The 16,768-nt window shown below is 45.0% G+C and carries 11 protein-coding genes; 6 read left to right on the top strand and 5 right to left on the bottom strand.

What is annotated here, in order from left to right; translation table 11 throughout:
- Window positions 1-40: 40 nt before the first annotated feature.
- Entirely contained in the window at window positions 41-970 is a 930-nt protein-coding gene (locus AMBT_RS16065; RefSeq protein WP_013785692.1) for a Dyp-type peroxidase, read from the top strand.
- A gap of 13 nt (window positions 971-983) precedes the next feature.
- On the opposite strand, the gene AMBT_RS16060 is transcribed toward AMBT_RS16065, so the two are convergent.
- The 4 genes from AMBT_RS16060 to AMBT_RS16045 form a co-directional block, all read right to left on the bottom strand.
- A complete protein-coding gene (locus tag AMBT_RS16060; protein ID WP_013785691.1) occupies window positions 984-2,066 on the bottom strand; it encodes an adenylate/guanylate cyclase domain-containing protein in 1,083 nt (360 codons plus the stop codon).
- 18 nt (window positions 2,067-2,084) lie between these two features.
- A complete protein-coding gene (hemL, locus tag AMBT_RS16055; protein ID WP_013785690.1) occupies window positions 2,085-3,368 on the bottom strand; it encodes a glutamate-1-semialdehyde 2,1-aminomutase in 1,284 nt (427 codons plus the stop codon).
- On the bottom strand, window positions 3,355-4,386 hold the full coding sequence (locus AMBT_RS16050; protein WP_013785689.1) for an aspartate carbamoyltransferase: 1,032 nt from the start codon (window positions 4,384-4,386) through the stop codon (window positions 3,355-3,357). The genes hemL and AMBT_RS16050 overlap by 14 nt, the downstream gene beginning before the upstream one ends.
- Window positions 4,387-4,471: 85 nt before the next feature.
- Window positions 4,472-5,128 (bottom strand): TetR/AcrR family transcriptional regulator, encoded by a 657-nt coding sequence (locus AMBT_RS16045; protein ID WP_013785688.1) that lies wholly within the window; start codon window positions 5,126-5,128, stop codon window positions 4,472-4,474.
- A 120-nt stretch (window positions 5,129-5,248) separates the two neighbouring features.
- On the opposite strand from AMBT_RS16045, the gene AMBT_RS16040 reads away from it, so the two are divergent.
- From AMBT_RS16040 to AMBT_RS16030, 3 genes are all read left to right on the top strand, one after another.
- Window positions 5,249-6,403, top strand: coding sequence for an efflux RND transporter periplasmic adaptor subunit (locus AMBT_RS16040; protein WP_013785687.1), 1,155 nt, complete (start codon window positions 5,249-5,251; stop codon window positions 6,401-6,403).
- A complete protein-coding gene (locus tag AMBT_RS16035) occupies window positions 6,400-9,546 on the top strand; it encodes an efflux RND transporter permease subunit (RefSeq protein WP_013785686.1) in 3,147 nt (1,048 codons plus the stop codon). The genes AMBT_RS16040 and AMBT_RS16035 overlap by 4 nt, the downstream gene beginning before the upstream one ends.
- Before the next feature lie 185 nt (window positions 9,547-9,731).
- On the top strand, window positions 9,732-10,427 hold the full coding sequence (locus AMBT_RS16030; protein WP_013785685.1) for a DUF2982 domain-containing protein: 696 nt from the start codon (window positions 9,732-9,734) through the stop codon (window positions 10,425-10,427).
- Between the two features lie 11 nt (window positions 10,428-10,438).
- On the opposite strand, the gene AMBT_RS16025 is transcribed toward AMBT_RS16030, so the two are convergent.
- Window positions 10,439-13,570 carry a hybrid sensor histidine kinase/response regulator gene (locus AMBT_RS16025; RefSeq protein ID WP_013785684.1) on the bottom strand — a complete coding sequence of 1,044 codons (3,132 nt, stop codon included), beginning with the start codon at window positions 13,568-13,570 and terminating at the stop codon, window positions 10,439-10,441.
- Between the two features lie 294 nt (window positions 13,571-13,864).
- Between AMBT_RS16025 and parC the strand changes: the two genes are divergently transcribed.
- Window positions 13,865-16,171, top strand: a complete 2,307-nt coding sequence (gene parC, locus AMBT_RS16020) for a DNA topoisomerase IV subunit A (RefSeq protein WP_013785683.1) — start codon at window positions 13,865-13,867, stop codon at window positions 16,169-16,171.
- A gap of 60 nt (window positions 16,172-16,231) precedes the next feature.
- Window positions 16,232-16,768: a heme NO-binding domain-containing protein gene (locus AMBT_RS16015; protein ID WP_013785682.1), complete on the top strand. Its 537-nt coding sequence runs from the start codon at window positions 16,232-16,234 to the stop codon at window positions 16,766-16,768.

The following is a 16,768-nucleotide window of genomic DNA, read 5'->3' as shown; positions in this document are numbered from 1 at the left end:
TATCATTGTTCGCCATGGTTAAATAACAATAAGAGTGCCCATGACACAACCACAAAAAGGGATTTGCGCAGAACCTAATTTACATGCGCAATATTTACTGCTTAACGTTATTGATGACGATAGTGAGGCGGTAAGGGCGAAGCTTGCCCGCGTGTTAGATATATTCGAACACTTTGAGTCTGAGCATTACGAAGCTATGGTGACCGGTGTTGTGGCTATTGGAACTGGCTATTGGACTGAAGTGTACCCAGGCTTAATTCCAGTAGAATTGATGCCTTTCCCTGATATGCAATGTGAAGATAGAAGTGCGCCTACTATGCCCTGTGATTTGTTTATTCAAATTAGGGCTGACCGTTTAGATATCTGCCATGCTATCGGCATCGAGGTCATGGATTTACTCCGATTACATGTAGAAATGGTAGAGCAAATTCGTGGTTTTCGTTACCTTGATGGACGGGATCTTACCGGGTACTTGTATGCCGCAGATAACCCTCGTGGAATGAAGCGCAGAGAGGTTGCCATCGTCAATGAAAACGATCCTGATTTTAGCGGTGGAAGTTATCTACACGTACAGCGCTACAAGCATGACTTACGCCGTTGGCACAGTCTTTCATCACGGCAGCAAGAACAGGTGATGGGGACCACTCAGCAGCATAACTTGGTGAGTGCTGAACAGTCTGAATCTTCTCATAGTGTTCGCGCCAATATAATTACCACTGAAAGTGGTAAGGCGGGGCTGATTAAACAAGGTATGCCATATGGCGATATGGTGTCGCAAGGGCTAATGTTCGTGAGTTGTTCGGCCAGTGCTAGGCCCTTTAAAGCCATGCTACATAGCCAAATATACGGCAATGGTGATGGAGATTATGACCGCTGGTTAGATTTCACCAACGCGGAAACTGGCGCTGCCTTTTTTGCGCCATCCGTTACCTTTATTCGCGAACAGGCGAAAAATATAGAATCTGAATAGGGTCGGTGAGGCTTTACTGTATAGTTAAGGCGCCATCCCAGTCATCTGGCAGCAGCATGTTTTGATATATACGACACACATCGATATGGTGCTTCGCCAAGGAGTCTTGAGGAAAAATAGCTAACGCCGCTTCAAAGTGCGCTATAGCCAAATCCCACTCTTTATCAATTCTACAGGCTAGGCCGGCGGCAATTTTAGATTGAACTGAAAACCGTTCTTCCTGCTGTTGATGTGGTAAATGGCTTAGCACCTCATAAATTTGGATTGGGGCTTTGCGGCCTTTTACCCGAACCCAGTCAAGAAGCCGCGTTTTAACAGGGAACTTGTCCCCCATTCCTTCAAGTACTTGTGCACTGACAATAATGTCAGCCCCGTACTTTGGCGCTAGTGCTTCTAAACGACAAGCAATATTAACGCTGTCGCCAATAACAGTGGTATCCATTCTGTCATCAGAACCTACCGTTCCCATTACCACAGGCCCATAGTGTATTCCCACACCCACATTAATGGGAACAAAGCCCTTACGCTTACGACGAATATTGTAAAAATCGAGGGTTTTGCGTAATTCCATCGCAGCGTTAATTGCGTCAATAGCTTTATCTTGCGGGGTACCACCTGGATGATCAAACAATGCCATCATGGCATCGCCGATAAACTTATCAATAAACCCGCCGTTCTCGTGAATTGGTTTATTCATACGTAGGAAATACGAGTTGAGAAACCCCATAAGCTCCTGTGGGCGCATTTTTTCTGATAAGCCGGTAAAACCGCGAATGTCGCAGAAAAGGATAGCTACATCCTGCTCATCGGCATAACCAAGCTCAATATGGCCTGAGCCGGTTTTAGTGATATGGTCGATAAACTGTTGAGGAACAAATTTTTGAAAGGCTTGAGATAATCTTAACGCTTCATCAGCAACGTGTTGATTATGCTGTTCGGCTGAGGAATCTGATTTTAACTTTGCTTTACGTCGCTGTCGGTAAATAAGTCTATTAAGTCTGTGCCGGCGATACTTTACCAGCACAGCGGTAACGACAACACTGTAAGCAAAAACTAAAAATAATACACTTAGTAGTAACCAATCCGTCGACGTCAAAATACCTATCCATTGTTATTATTTAAGCATTGCAAACACCTTGTCAGCGGCTTCTAAAGTTTTCGCAATGATGTCCTTATCATGCGCTTTAGATACAAATCCAGCTTCGTATGAGGCAGGTGCCAAGTAAACACCTTGCTCCAACATGCCGTGATAAAATTTGTTGAACTGCTCTGTATTGCAGTTAATGGCCTGCTGATAATTAGTCACGCGCTCAATGTCCGTGAAGAATATCCCAAACATACTGCCGGCAACATTAGTACTTAGTTTAATACCGTGCTTGTTGGCAAGGGCTTGCATGCCATCAGCAAGTGCTTGGGTATTTTCAAAGATGCCTTCGTAAAGGCCTTCTTCCTGAATCTGTTGCATGGCAGCTAAACCTGCAGCCATGGCTACGGGATTACCTGACAAGGTACCGGCCTGATAAACCGGGCCGGTAGGCGCAATATGAGTAAGAATGTCTCGTCTACCCCCGAAACAACCTACCGGCATTCCGCCGCCAATCACTTTACCTAAGCAAGTTAGGTCTGGCTTTATGCCGTAACGTTCTTGTGCTCCACCGCGTGATACCCGAAAACCTGTCATCACTTCATCAAATATCAGAAGGCTACCGTATTCGTCACACACATCACGAAGACCTTCTAAAAAGCCTTCAACAGGTGGAATGCAGTTCATATTACCAGCAACTGGCTCAACAATTATACAGGCAATGTCGTTTCCGTGAGCCTTAAATACATTCTTTACACTTTCTATACTGTTATATTCAACCGTTAAGGTGTGCTCGGCCACGTTAGCAGGTACACCAGGAGAACTCGGCACTCCCATGGTCAATGCCCCTGACCCCGCTTTTACTAGCAACGAGTCGGCATGTCCGTGATAACAGCCTTCAAATTTAACGATTTTATTGCGACCCGTGTAGCCGCGAGATAAACGAATAGCGGACATGGTGGCTTCAGTGCCTGAATTTACCATGCGTACCATTTCCATTGACGGCACCAATTTACTTACCGTTTCAGCCATAATGATTTCAGCTTCGGTAGGTGCACCGAATGAAAGACCGAATTCAGAGGCATCGATGACCGCTTGTCGAATTTGTGGATTATTATGACCCAATACCATGGGGCCCCACGATTGCACGTAATCGATATACTGTTTACCATCGGCGTCCCACATGTAAGGGCCATCAGCCTTGGTAATAAAACGAGGTGTTCCGCCAACGGCTTTAAAAGCGCGAACGGGTGAATTAACACCGCCAGGAATGGTTTTTTGGGCGCGGGTAAAAAGGACTTCAGATTTTTGCATGTAATTCATTGCTCTTGTTGCTGAACCATACCACTTCACGTTCATATTTAGTCAACAACTCTTCAACGCCTAACGTAAGCGCAAATAACGCCATGCGTACGAGAACGCCGTTGTCGGTTTGTCTGAATATGGCAAGGTTTGGATTTAAATTTAGGTCGTTATCTAGCTCGTTAGCCTCTATACGAGAATCTCGAGGAAGTGGATGCATAATGACAGTTTTGGACTGAAAATGGCGAGTATAAATAGAGTGGTTTAAACGGAACTTCCCACGGTATTTATTGGCTTCTTCTTGAGAAGGAAAACGCTCTTCCTGAATACGGGTTTGATAACAAATGTCGGCATCTAAACTGCCTTCAAATGTTTCCGTTATATTAAGCTGATGCCCCGCATTTTCAATCGCATCGATAATTGGCTGTGGCATGGCTAATTCTTTAGGCGATATTAGCGTGAAGCGCACATTTTTGAATAAGCATAAAAGGCGAGACAACGAGTGTACGGTTCTACCGTAACGAAGGTCGCCAATCATTGCGATATGCAAACCATCAATACCATGGCCATGGTATTCCAATTCACGTTTAATGGTAAATAAATCGAGTAAGGCTTGAGTGGGGTGTTCATTAGCACCGTCACCACCGTTAATCACTGGTACACGACTGCCTTCTGCAAACTCGGCTACCGATCCCGCAGCAGGGTGACGCATGGCAATAATATCTGAGTAACCGCTCAGTACACGGGCGGTATCATAAAGTGATTCGCCTTTCGCTAAGGCTGAACTGGCCATGCCGGTGGTTTCACGCACTTCACCACCTAAAAGGTTAAACGCGGTGCCGAAACTGACGCGAGTCCGGGTGCTAGGTTCGAAAAATAAATTACCAAGGATGGCGCCTTCAAGCACAGTAGTGCGCTTTTGGCGTTTCGCATAGGGCTGCATGGAATCAGCAACTGAGAATACTTTCTCAATAGCCTCACGATCGAATTGATTAACCGAAAGAATATGATTACCGGTAAAGTCAGACATGTGTCACTCAATCATCAACAAAAACGGCTGTAGTGTATAACAAACGAGGAAATAAGTAATCCTTCGTCGCCGTCTAGATGGTGAGTTATTCGTCTTTATTTGTACAATAAGTATTAAATAGCAGTAAGGTTTTCTCGACAGCAATTTCTACATGAGCGCCAATTGCTTCATTAAGCATTGCCTCTTGAACACCGCACAGCAATTTGTTGTGAAAGTCGCTTTGTAACAACGAGCAAAAGTCTATGGCCAACTGCACACTGTTAGCTTTCGTTAGCGCGCCTTTACCATAAAAGAAGAAGACTTCAGAGAAGGCCTCTATCGATGCACCAGGTCCAGCATCATAAAATAGTTTTGCCACATGAGGTGTGCTTTGCGCTTCACCAATGACCAATCGGAAAACAGCAACCGCCTCTGGATCTTGTATCAACCTGATGAACTGCGTACCTACCTGCTTTAAATAATGGTTTAGCGGAAGGTTAGCATTCGTGCCTTGCATCAATAGATTGGTATCTAGTTGGTAAGATTGGCATTTCTTCGTAATAGCGGCCTTAAACAAGGCATCTTTATTATCGAAGTGAGAATAAACCGTTTGTTTTGATACCCCAGACGCCTTAGCAATATTATCCATTGAGGTATTAGCGAAACCATTTTCGATAAATAAACACGACGCTGAATGAAGAATAAGGTTATGTTTTTCTTCGCTTTTGGGGCGGCCTTGTCGTTTGTTTTTTTGTTCAGGCAATGGAATCTCACTCAAATTTTAATATCAAACTAGACGGTCTAGTATTTATAATCTAGCATAGTAAAAATAGTTTACCAAATATGCCTAGGCAAATAAGCCTGCAGAAGCAAGGAAAATGAAATGACAATTGAGTCTACTGAACAAGGAAAAGGGGCATCGACAGCACTGTATGCTGCTATCGCTATCTTCGTTGTTGGTTTAACGCTTCTGCTGTTTGCTGCCGGGCTAAATGGCGCGACACAAAAACTTGCCGAGCATCCACTTACTGCGGTTTCAACTAAGCGCGTTACGGTACAAAACGGTTTTGAAATGCCGGTGAAAATTTATGGACTCATTGAATCTCCCAAAGCGGCGGATGTGTCTTTTGATACCAGTGGTCAAGTCATAGCAATTTTCGCTGATGAAGGCGATACGGTTCAAAAAGGTGATGTACTCGCCAAGCTAGACAATGACAGGTTGTCTGCGCGTCTTGTGGAATTAAATGCAACGTTAGAACGTACCCGTGCAGATTTAACGTTAGCAGAGCTCAGTGAAAAACGGGTGACTGTGCTGGTGGAGGAAAAACTAGAATCGTCGCAACGTTTAGATGAAGTGAAAGCCAATACGGCTGCTGCGAGCGCACAGGTAAAAGAAATTGAAGCAAACATTGACAGTCTAGATGTAGAGCAAGCTAAAACAGAATTGCTCGCGCCTTTTTCAGGCACAATCAGTGCGCGTTACTTTGATGAAGGTAGTGTTGTCGCTGCAGGGGCTGCTTTGCTTAGTCTTACCAGCGATGCCCCTTTACAAGCCCGCTTTGCGGTGCCAGCAGATATGGTCTCTCTATTTCGAGTAGGTGAAAAGGTAGCCCTTAATGTTGATGCGTTAAATATTGAAGCAACGGTGAGCCAACTTTCTCCTGTACGCAACAGACAAACCCGTACTGTTGATATTCTGGTTAATTTATCGAGTAATGCTGGCTTACGACCGGGCGATCTTGCCACCTTGATAGGGCAACGTCACGGCGATAGCAACGGCAGTTGGATACCTGCTAGTGCGCTTAGCAATGGTTTACGAGGGCTATGGCGCGTGTTCGTAGTGACAGAACAAGAGACGCTTAACCTTGAAAGTAGAACCGTTGAAGTTATTTATACCGGCGGTGAGCGTGCCTTTGTACGCGGCGCATTAAGTGAAGGCGACCGCTTAGTAACAAGTGGAACGCATAAGCTGTCGCCAGGGCAAGCGGTTAAATTGAGTGAGGGTGATGTGAATAGCGCTGATGGAGTAACGCGATGAACCCTATGCTATTTGATACCGATAAAAAGTACCCATGGTATACCTTATTCTATCGACGACCTCACTTACTCGTTTTAAGCTTAGTGATATTGCTCGTTGCGGGCATGTCTGCGCTAGGTAATTTACCGCGCTTAGAAGACCCTAGAATTGATACCCGAAATGCCCTTGTGATCACGTCCTACCCAGGGGCTTCGGCTGAGCGGGTGGAAGCGCTTGTCAGTGATGTAATAGAAGATAAGCTACGTGAAATCTTTGAAATAAAGGAAGTTAAATCTACCTCAAGAGCTGGTATTTCAGTCATTAATATTGAAACCCAAGATTGGATTGATAGCAGCAGTAACGAACAGTTATTCAGTGAAATACGAGACGCTATAGGCGAAGCATCAGCAGGTTTTCCAGAAGGCGCAGGTTCGCCTATATTCGATGAAAAGCGCGGTGCCACTGCATTTACATTATTGTTAGCATTAAAAGCGTCGCACCCTGATACCACATCACTTACCCTTACGGGGCGGTTAGCGGAAGAACTCACCGATAGACTTCGTAATGTACACGGCACCGAGTTGGTACGTATTTATGGTGCCCCCGAAGAAGAAATTAGCGTAAGTATCTCCCCAGATAAACTCGCGGCAACCGGCCTAAACCTTGGGCAAGTCAGCAATATCATTAGTAACGCCGATCCTAAACTTCCTGCAGGTGTGCTGGACACTGAAAGCACAAATTTACGCTTCACAGTCGCGAAAGGGTTGGATGGGGTGGCGATGGTGTCTGCTATCCCGCTGGCGAATCAAGATGGTCGTTATTTACGTGTAGAAGACGTTGCAACGGTATCCCATGGGTATGTGACCCCTCGTTCTGACATTGGTGTGCTTGATGGAGAGGAAGTTATCTTCGTTGCTGCCCGTATGCAAACCTCGCTACGTGCCGATGTGTGGACCAACGATGCGCTAACCGTGGTTGATAGTTTCAATCGGGAATTTAAAGGCACGGTAACAGCCGACATTGCTTTTGAGCAGAATAAATATACCGGCAATCGCTTAGCCGAACTATCAGGCAACCTATTAATGGGTTGTGCGGTAGTCATGTTTGTTATATTACTCTTTATGGGGTTTAAAGCATCGTGGATAGTGGGGTTAGCGCTTCCGTTATGTGCGTCATTTGCGTTGTTCTCTCTTAACTTTTACAACGAGCAAATTCACCAAATGTCCATCTTCGGCATGATCATCGCCATTGGACTATTAATCGATAACGCCATTGTTATTACCGATGAAATTAGGATCAATTTACAAGACCCATCAGCCACTCGGGTTGGTGCAATGGCCAAAAGTGTCTCTCACCTTTTTGCGCCCTTACTGGCCTCTACACTTACCACCATATTGGGCTTCATGCCTATTTTTCTGCTAAACGGTAACATTGGGGATTTTGTTGGGCCTATTGCTATAAGCGTGGTGATGGCACTAATCGGCTCGTTGTTTATATCGCTGACAGTAATTGCAGCATTAGCCGCTCGCTTTCTCCCTAAAGGTGAACAGGCTGAAAATATGGCGAATAAACATTGGTGGCAAGTGGGGTTACAAGCCCCTAAATTAAGCCAAGCGTTTCGCGTACATTTAGCCGCGTGGATTGCACGACCGATTTTAGTCTTACCTTTAGTGCTTGTGTTTTGTATCTCGGGTTTTGTACTTTCAGGTACGTTGGCAAACGTATTTTTCCCCAGCGCTGATAGAGACCAGTTCGAAGTTTATATGTGGACGAAAGAGGGCAGTAGCATAGGCAACACACTCGCTTACACCCACAAAGTCGACAGTGTTATTCGCGAAAACGAAGGGGTTAAACAAGTGACATGGTTAGTAGGAGGTTCTGCTCCTTCAGTGTATTACAACCAAATCATGACACGTGATAATTTACCCAACTTTTCCAATGCCGTTGTAACAACGCATACGGTAGAAGAGGCGGCCAAATTAATTGGACGTTTGCAACATCATCTTGATGATACCTTCCCTGAAGTTCAAATTGTGGTGCGTGCATTTGGACAAGGTCCGCCTATTGCTGCGCCGGTAGAAGTAGAAATTTTCGGGCCCGATTTAGACATATTGAATGAATTAGGTCAGCAAGTTCGATTTTTAATGTCATCAGTACCCGGTATTTCCCAATCTACAGCCAGTATCACCATGGGTGAGCCAGAACTTAATGTTGATGCCTCAAGCGATACATTGTCCTACCTTGGCTTGAGCCTTTCCGATTTAGCGAGTCAGATGCAAATTAACTTTTCAGGGCTTGCTGGTGGTTCAGTTTTGGAAAGCACGGAAGAAATTCCTGTGCGCGTAAGATTATCAGATAGCTTCCGACAAGATGTGGCGGGCATAAACTCCATGCCTATTCCGGTGGCAGGAGACAGTTCAGCAAATAGCGCTATAAACTGGTCGTCGTTAGGTGCAGTGGCTTCGTTAACACTAGCACCGTCTATCAGCAGTATTACTCGACAAGATGGCGAGCGGGTCAATCGTATTCAGGCTTACCTTTTGCCGAATGTGCCCCCCGTTGATGCCAGTAACACGTTAAGACAGAAGCTAAACGACAGCTTAGTGTTGCCAGAAGGGTATCGTATTCACCTTGCAGGGGATGCAGATGAACAACAACGGGCAATGGGCCAGTTGGGGACTTATGCACCGGTACTTCTTGTGCTCATGCTGACTACTCTCATTCTAACCTTTACGAGCTTGCGTATGGCGGGGGTGATTGTATTGGTAGCGATACTGTCAGTAGGGCTTGGCATGTTTAGTTTATGGTTATCAGGCTTACCGATTGGCTTTAACCCCCTATTAGGCTCTGCTGGGTTAATCGGGGTTGCGATAAATGGCTCCATCGTGGTTATTGCGGCGATAAATGCAAACGCAGAGGCTAAACATGGAAATATCGCTGCAATCGTGCAAGAAACCATGGGGTGTAGTCGACACATACTTTCCACCACCTTTACCACGGTGGGTGGGTTAATCCCGTTATTGCTCTTCAGTGAAGGAAGCTTCTGGCCGCCTCTTGCTGTCGTGCTGGCCGGTGGCGTGGGCTTCTCTGTCATATTATCGTTAGTGTTTACCCCCACCGTGGTGGCAGCATTTCAGCGCTACCGCTATCGACATCTGGCCTAACAACACGCGTTATAAACAGGTAAACTGTGTTAATTATTAATCTGTTTGCCTGTTTATGCGTAAAAATCAGAATAAACGAAATGCGCCAACACGCCATTTTAGCTGGTGGAAGACAGACTGTGCCGTCTGCCAGCGTATTCGACTTTATGTGCTGTGGGCCTTAATTATGTTGGTTGTGTACCTGTATGTCTGGCAATAACCCTGAACCTATTCTTATTCGAGCCGCGTCAAAAAGTAACGGTATAACCAGTATCGTTATTGGTTGTGCAGGGCTAGTGTTTGCAGCGCTTTGGTTTGTATTGCTCCCTGATTGGCTTTTCCTTGCGGGTATTTTGATCACCAGTGCCGCATTAGTTACTTTATTGGTGGGCTACTTTAAAATTCGAGAACCTGAATTCAGCCTAGAAATGACCACAGAGGTAATTACCTATCGCCACCGGTTGGGCAGCTGGCGGATACATTGGGAAAACCTACAACGGGCAGACTGCCCGAGAGTACGACAAGGATTAGAGCATGTAGGGCTTGAAACCGTGGGGTTTAAATTAAAAGACTATACCGAGTTTCTAACCAGTATATCGCCACGTTTAGCCACCCATTTGCTTATGGAGCAGCGACCTTTGTTGCTGCATAACACCAATGAAGGGTGTGCAACGGGAAGTTGCTACGAAGAGTCTATGTTCGATGACAATCATTTCACGTTGAACAATGGCACAGTACTCACTGGGGTAAAAGCCATGTTGGCAAACCGTATGGCAGAGCTTCGCAAGCGCCTAGGCTATGACGTGTTTATTGCTACCTCTGACATAGATAGAACCCCAGAAGAATTTGCTGCGCTTATTTCTCAATGCCAAGCCGCCCGCAGAACCAATAAGGTTCAATAACCCGGGTTAAGCTAGCCCGCGCGCGTCTGCCCTTCAGAGCAGACTCGCTCAATTTCATCAAGTAACAGCGGTAGATTCTCAGCAACTAGAAAATGTTGCCCTAGTTTAAGGGCGCTTTCGAGCTCATCTGCTAAGCTTTGCAATCGCGGGGCGCCTATATAACAGCATGCTCCGTGTAACTTATGAATTTCGAGTTTAAGCTCTGCGTAATCTTTTTTATTCCACAGCGCCCTCAAGGTCATTAGCATCTCTGGCGCCATAGTAATAAAGTCTTCAAGTAATTCTTTTGCTGCTTCATGGTTTTGGTGTGCGCGCTTTAACGCAAGCTGCCAGTCTAATGAAGGTAATAGAATGTGCCCTGGCTCTGTGACATGACACCACGAACGAATAAGATCTACCAGTGAACCTATCTCAATGGGTTTGGGCAAATAGTCGTCCATGCCGGAAGCCAATAACCTTTCTTGTTCTTCTTTAAAGGCATGGGCGGTTACCGCAATAATAGGTGTGCCCATGTTCAGCGTCGTTTTCCTTATCGCTCGAGACGCTTGAAGCCCATCCATAATAGGCATTTGAACATCCATTAATATCAAGTCGAACTCTTGGGTTTGGCACTGATTAACCGCGTCTTCGCCACTGGTTGTGGTCACTAATGATATAGGTGAGTTATCAAGCCAGGTATGCAGTAACTTGAGGTTCATATCCATATCATCCACGGCTAGAATTCTTGCCGGTGGAAGGGTATTCAACTTATCTTGAAGCGGATTTCTTGGCACCGCTTTCTTATTATTCACTAAGCCATCGAGCTTACTTAGCGTCATCGGCATGCGTATTTGAGTATGAAAGTGCTGAGACAAACTTGGGTATTGAGTAAAAGGCTCTGGGCCTGAATACCAAAGCACCCGCTTGGTGGCATTAAACTGTACAATGCGGCTTAAGAACTCATCCCGCTTGTCCATTTTTGATACCGGCACTGTTGCCATAAAAAAATCAGTGGAAGATGACTGTAGCGATAGTCTGGAAAGGTAATCAACGGATTCAACCGTGGTTACGTTAGCACCCAGTTGCTTCAACATAGAGGCGCTGGCACGGCGTGTAGCCGGAATGGGGTCGAAGATAACCACATTTTTTCCATGCCACTCGGTATCAGCACTCAATGCATATTTCTGGCTTAAGTGATTGGTTCTGAGGGTAACCACGAAGGTGGAACCTTGTCTTGGCGTACTTTTGAGGGTTAAGTCGCCTCGCATGAGTCGAACTAGCTCTCGACTAATTACCAAGCCTAATCCTGTCCCTTGGTAGTTTCGGTTTATCGAGTCATCTACTTGAGAAAACGCATTAAAGAGTTTCTTTCTGTCCTGCCGGTTTATACCGATACCCGTATCTTCAACGGTGATTTCAATTTCATGAATTCCGTGCAAAAGCGGGCGGCCTTTAACTGCTAGGGTAATCGTACCGGAAGGGGTGAATTTTAAGGCGTTGCCAAGCAGGTTGTTCAAAATTTGCTTTATTCTGAACACATCACCTATTAACTTTTCTGGCAAGGGCGCTAGGTCGAAAACAAATTCTAACTTTTTAGAATGGGAAGACTTCGCCATAATTGTCACCATTTCTTCCAATAAAGTATTGGGTGAAAATGGTTGGTTGTTGATTTGCAGCTTACCGGCTTCAATCTTAGAGAAGTCTAAAACATCGTTCACTATAGTCAGCAAGTTATCAGCGGCAGTATTGATAATTCGCACTTGCTCTTGTTGATCAGACGGCAAAGAGGCATGGGTGAGTTCTCGGCTAAACCCTAGAATACCGTTAAGAGGCGTACGTATTTCATGGCTCATATTGGCAAGAAATTGCGATTTCACATTACTGGCTTTAATTGCGTCTTTACGGGCAATATCTAAGCGTGCGTTTTGCTCTTCAATGAGCTCCATATTATTGCGTAAATCATCGGTGGCTTGCTCAACCTCATGCTCAAGTTGGCTTCTACTTTTTTCCATTAGCGCGAAAGAAAACAGCCCAGATTCTAAAAATACACCCACTTGGAAACAGTAAGTGGTGAAGTCGTTTGAGGGGAGTACGCCAATTAAACTTAGCATGCCAATAATGGCACCAGAGGCCAGCATACCCCAAGCAAATATAAAGTATCGGGCAGGTTGGAAGCGGTTAATGAAGGCTTCAATACCGGCAAATATATAACTACAAATTGCGATTAGACCTACACCATAAACCAAGTTATTCTTCCAGATAGAAGGAAGCACCCCCAGAAAACAAACTACCCCAATAACCATTTGTACTGCCAATAACAAAACAATGACAGGATGTGCAGCCTTGGCGTTCTTTTTGGTCTCAAGAAAGCTCACGGTAAAAAAACCGGATGAGATACCTATGATCACAAATATCAGTTCAGTGTGGCCAACAAGCCAATAGGGTATTCCCCCTGAAAACAGCAGGTGGATATGGCCGCCCCAAATAAATTGCCAAAGAATAACGGCGCATATATAGCCCACGTAGGCAATAAGACTGCGCTCGCGAACCCCGAAATACAGCACAAGGTTATAGACCGCCAGTATCAGCAACCCCCCGTAAAACAAACCCCACATTAGGCTGTCCATTTGGAACGAACTGCTATGAACTGGCTCAGGTTGCACTCGTAGTGGCGTAATAAGACTTGATGATTGGCTTTCAACACGTATGAATAAATCTACCCGTTCAGCGTTGGCAAGCTTTACCCGTAATGTAGGAATGCGAAAAATTTGCTCTTTTTGAGATTTCCCCTGATGGCTTTGCTGCAATACTTCGCCATTTTTAACCAAATAGAAATCGACTTTGTCGAGTTGGCTAAAATTGATAGAAAATACCCAGTTCTCTTGGTTTGACACGTTGGAAAATGACGTTAATAACCACATTCCTTTATCTCTGAATCCAAAATTGGGATTACTATAGGGATGCATTCGAAAGTCGCTGCGCCGTCTACTCACATCGTTTATTGTGAGTGGCAGATTGGTTTCGTATAAATAGTACAGGGAGTCGGAGAGGTCTAAAGAAGCATCTTCATCGAAAAGTTGCTCAATATGCTGAGCGTGTGTTGATTGAGGGGCGATAAGCCAAAGTAATGCGCACAGCAGTGTAAAAATTCGAAACAAATACATCCTGAATAGCTTCTTAATCTTCTTCTATTCTTATTAAACCACTCTGGCGGACAATTGTACAAAAGATTGAGGCATTTACGTCTATCGCTATACTGAGTTAACCTAATAGTGATTATTGCACTAGCCCCTAGTTTGCCCCACAATAGAAACATTGAAGGCTTAATAAAAAGTCCTATTTTGTGGGTAAACACTTCCACATAAACACGCCGTTCGTTAACGCTGCTACCTGTTTAAATAAACTAAATGCTTGGCATTAACGCTGTATTGTGAAAATAACAAAACGAAAAAATTATCATGAGCGACGAGATTATTATTAACCGCGACGGTGTAGAACAACTGCCTTTAAGGCGCTTTACCGAAGACGCTTACTTAAACTATTCCATGTACGTCATCATGGACCGTGCCCTACCTCATATTGCTGACGGCCTAAAGCCCGTACAACGACGCATTATATACGCCATGTCTGACTTGGGACTGAGCGCTAATGCTAAGTACAAAAAATCAGCTAGAACGGTAGGGGATGTATTAGGTAAGTTTCATCCTCATGGAGATTCCGCGTGTTATGAAGCCATGGTATTGATGGCGCAGCCCTTTTCTTATCGCTACCCCTTGGTAGATGGGCAAGGAAACTGGGGAGCGCCAGACGACCCTAAATCTTTCGCTGCCATGCGATATACCGAGGCTAAACTTTCTCGTTTTTCAGAAGTTTTATTGGATGAATTAGGTCAAGGCACCGTCGATTGGACCCCCAATTTCGATGGCACATTAGAAGAGCCTTGTGTGCTACCCGCTCGTTTGCCGCATATCTTGCTTAATGGCGTTACCGGTATTGCTGTTGGTATGGCAACAGATATTCCACCACATAATGTGCGTGAATTGGCTTATGCCTGTGCCATGTTGCTCGACAACAGCAAAGCAGAGCTTAGCGATGTGCTAGAGCACGTTAATGGGCCAGACTATCCTACCGAAGCTGAAGTTATTACGCCTAAAGCTGATATTCGTAAACTGTACGAAACCGGCCGCGGCTCAATTAAAATGCGTGCGGTGTTCCACGAAGAAAATGGCGATATTGTTGTTACGGCGCTGCCTCACCAGGCATCAGGTGGTAAAATTTTAGAGCAAATCGCAGGGCAGATGCAGGCTAAAAAGCTGCCAATGGTTAGCGATTTACGCGACGAGTCAGATCACGAAAACCCTACCCGCTTACTTATTACGCCGCGTTCAAACCGTATCGATACTGCTCAGTTAATGCAGCATTTGTTTGCGACTACCGATTTAGAAAAGAACTATCGCGTAAACCTAAACATGATTGGTTTGGATGGTCGTCCTAAGGTTAAAGATCTTCGTACTATCTTATCTGAATGGTTGGTTTACCGAAAAGAGACAGTTACCCGTCGTCTTCAGTACCGATTAGACAAAGTGCTGGCTCGTTTACATATTTTAGAAGGCTTGCTCATTGCCTTTTTGAATATCGATGAAGTTATCGAGATTATCCGTACCTACGAAAAGCCCAAGCAAGAGTTAATCTCGCGGTTTTCGCTTAGCGATAAGCAGGCAGAAGCAATACTAGAATTAAAGCTTCGTCATTTAGCCAAACTTGAAGAAATGAAAATTAAGGGCGAGCAAGATGAGTTGGCAGCAGAGCGTGATAAATTGCAAACCTTGCTAGGCTCAGATCGCCGCTTAAAAACCCTGATTAAGAAAGAAATTCTCGCCGATGCTGAAAAGTATGGTGATGATAGACGTTCACCTATTGTTGAGCGCGGTGAAGCGAAAGCATTGTCTGAAAAAGAACTCGTGCCAGCTGAATCAGTTACCGTCGTGTTATCAGAAAAAGGGTGGGCACGATGCGCCAAAGGTTATGACATTGATGCCGAGGGATTAAGCTACAAAGCGGGTGATGGCTATCTATCAAGTGCAGAAGGGAAAAGTAATCAACCTGCGGTATTTATGGATTCCTCGGGACGTACTTTCTCCTGTGATGCCCATGGATTGCCATCGGCGCGGAGTCAGGGGGAACCGCTGACAGGGCGTTTTGCCTTGGTAGGTGGTGAGTCGTTTGAACACGTTATTATGGCATCCGACGAGGCTAAGTTTTTGGTTGGCTCCGATGCTGGCTACGGCTTCGTAGGCACATTCAAAGATATGGTGAGCAAAAATAAGGCGGGGAAAGCATATCTTTCTTTGCCAAAGGCCGCCAAGGTAATGAAGCCTAAACCTGTCACTAACCCTGAGTCAGATTGGTGTTTAACCATCTCGAACGAAGGGCGTATGTTGCTGTTCCCACTTAAAGACTTGCCAAGCCTAGGTAAAGGAAAAGGGAATAAGCTGATTAATATTCCTGGTGCCAAAGCGCAATCCCGCGAAGAGTTTGTGACTGTATTGGCGGTAGTGCCTGATGGCGCTTCATTAAAAGTGACCGCGGGTAAACGTAATATGACCTTGTCTGCTTCAGATTTAGAACACTATTATGGAGAGCGAGGACGAAGAGGAAACAAGTTACCTCGAGGTTTACAGCGGGTGGATAGTGTTGAAGTGGTGCAAAATCAAAGCGCTTCAAGTGACGATAGTTCAGATGCCCAAGAGAATGATATTTCCTAAACATTGGTTGTCGTTGGGTGTGACTGAACTACACTATTATTAATTGTATAAGGAGACCGTATGTTAGGGTTTGTATTTACTTCGCTCGTAGACATGCTAGAAGAAAAAGTATCGCCTGAATTTGCTGACGAAGTGATTGTTGAAGCTGAGTTAACAAACGATGGAGCCTATACTGCGGTCGGCTATTATCCTTTTGAAGAAATGCAGAAAATATTATCTATCCTTACTGCGAAAACCGGTAAGTCGGTTAATGAACTGCTGTACGATTTTGGGGTTTATCTTTTTGGTAAGCTAGCGGCAGTACATGGCAATGTACTTGCAGACACGAAAGACATTTTACAGTTGCTAGAACACCTTGATGGTGACATTCATGTTCAAGTGCGCAAACTCTATCCAGATGCTGATTTGCCTAGGTTTACCGTTATATCTAGAACCGATAATAGTATGCGCTTGCGCTACTTCTCGGAACGGGAACTGTATCCCCTTGCTGAAGGGTTAATGGATGCAGCCGCTGCGCACTTCGATTGCACGCTAGAACGCGAAACTCATCAAATGTCATTCCCTCATACTTACGAATTTAGTATTCAGGTTGTGTAG

The organism is Alteromonas naphthalenivorans, from assembly GCF_000213655.1.
Taxonomy (GTDB): domain Bacteria; phylum Pseudomonadota; class Gammaproteobacteria; order Enterobacterales; family Alteromonadaceae; genus Alteromonas; species Alteromonas naphthalenivorans.
This window is presented reverse-complemented; position numbering and strand designations above follow the sequence as displayed.

What these genes read in the sequence shown, in the direction of transcription:
- AMBT_RS16065 (WP_013785692.1), top strand. Translation starts at nt 41, where the DNA reads ATGACACAACCACAAAAAGGGATTTGCGCAGAACCTAATTTACATGCG.
- AMBT_RS16035 (WP_013785686.1), top strand. Translation starts at nt 6,400, where the DNA reads ATGAACCCTATGCTATTTGATACCGATAAAAAGTACCCATGGTATACC.
- AMBT_RS16030 (WP_013785685.1), top strand. Translation starts at nt 9,732, where the DNA reads ATGTCTGGCAATAACCCTGAACCTATTCTTATTCGAGCCGCGTCAAAA.
- AMBT_RS16015 (WP_013785682.1), top strand. Translation starts at nt 16,232, where the DNA reads ATGTTAGGGTTTGTATTTACTTCGCTCGTAGACATGCTAGAAGAAAAA.
- AMBT_RS16025 (WP_013785684.1), bottom strand. Translation starts at nt 13,570, where the DNA reads ATGTATTTGTTTCGAATTTTTACACTGCTGTGCGCATTACTTTGGCTT.
- hemL (WP_013785690.1), bottom strand. Translation starts at nt 3,368, where the DNA reads ATGCAAAAATCTGAAGTCCTTTTTACCCGCGCCCAAAAAACCATTCCT.
- AMBT_RS16040 (WP_013785687.1), top strand. Translation starts at nt 5,249, where the DNA reads ATGACAATTGAGTCTACTGAACAAGGAAAAGGGGCATCGACAGCACTG.
- AMBT_RS16050 (WP_013785689.1), bottom strand. Translation starts at nt 4,386, where the DNA reads ATGTCTGACTTTACCGGTAATCATATTCTTTCGGTTAATCAATTCGAT.
- parC (WP_013785683.1), top strand. Translation starts at nt 13,865, where the DNA reads ATGAGCGACGAGATTATTATTAACCGCGACGGTGTAGAACAACTGCCT.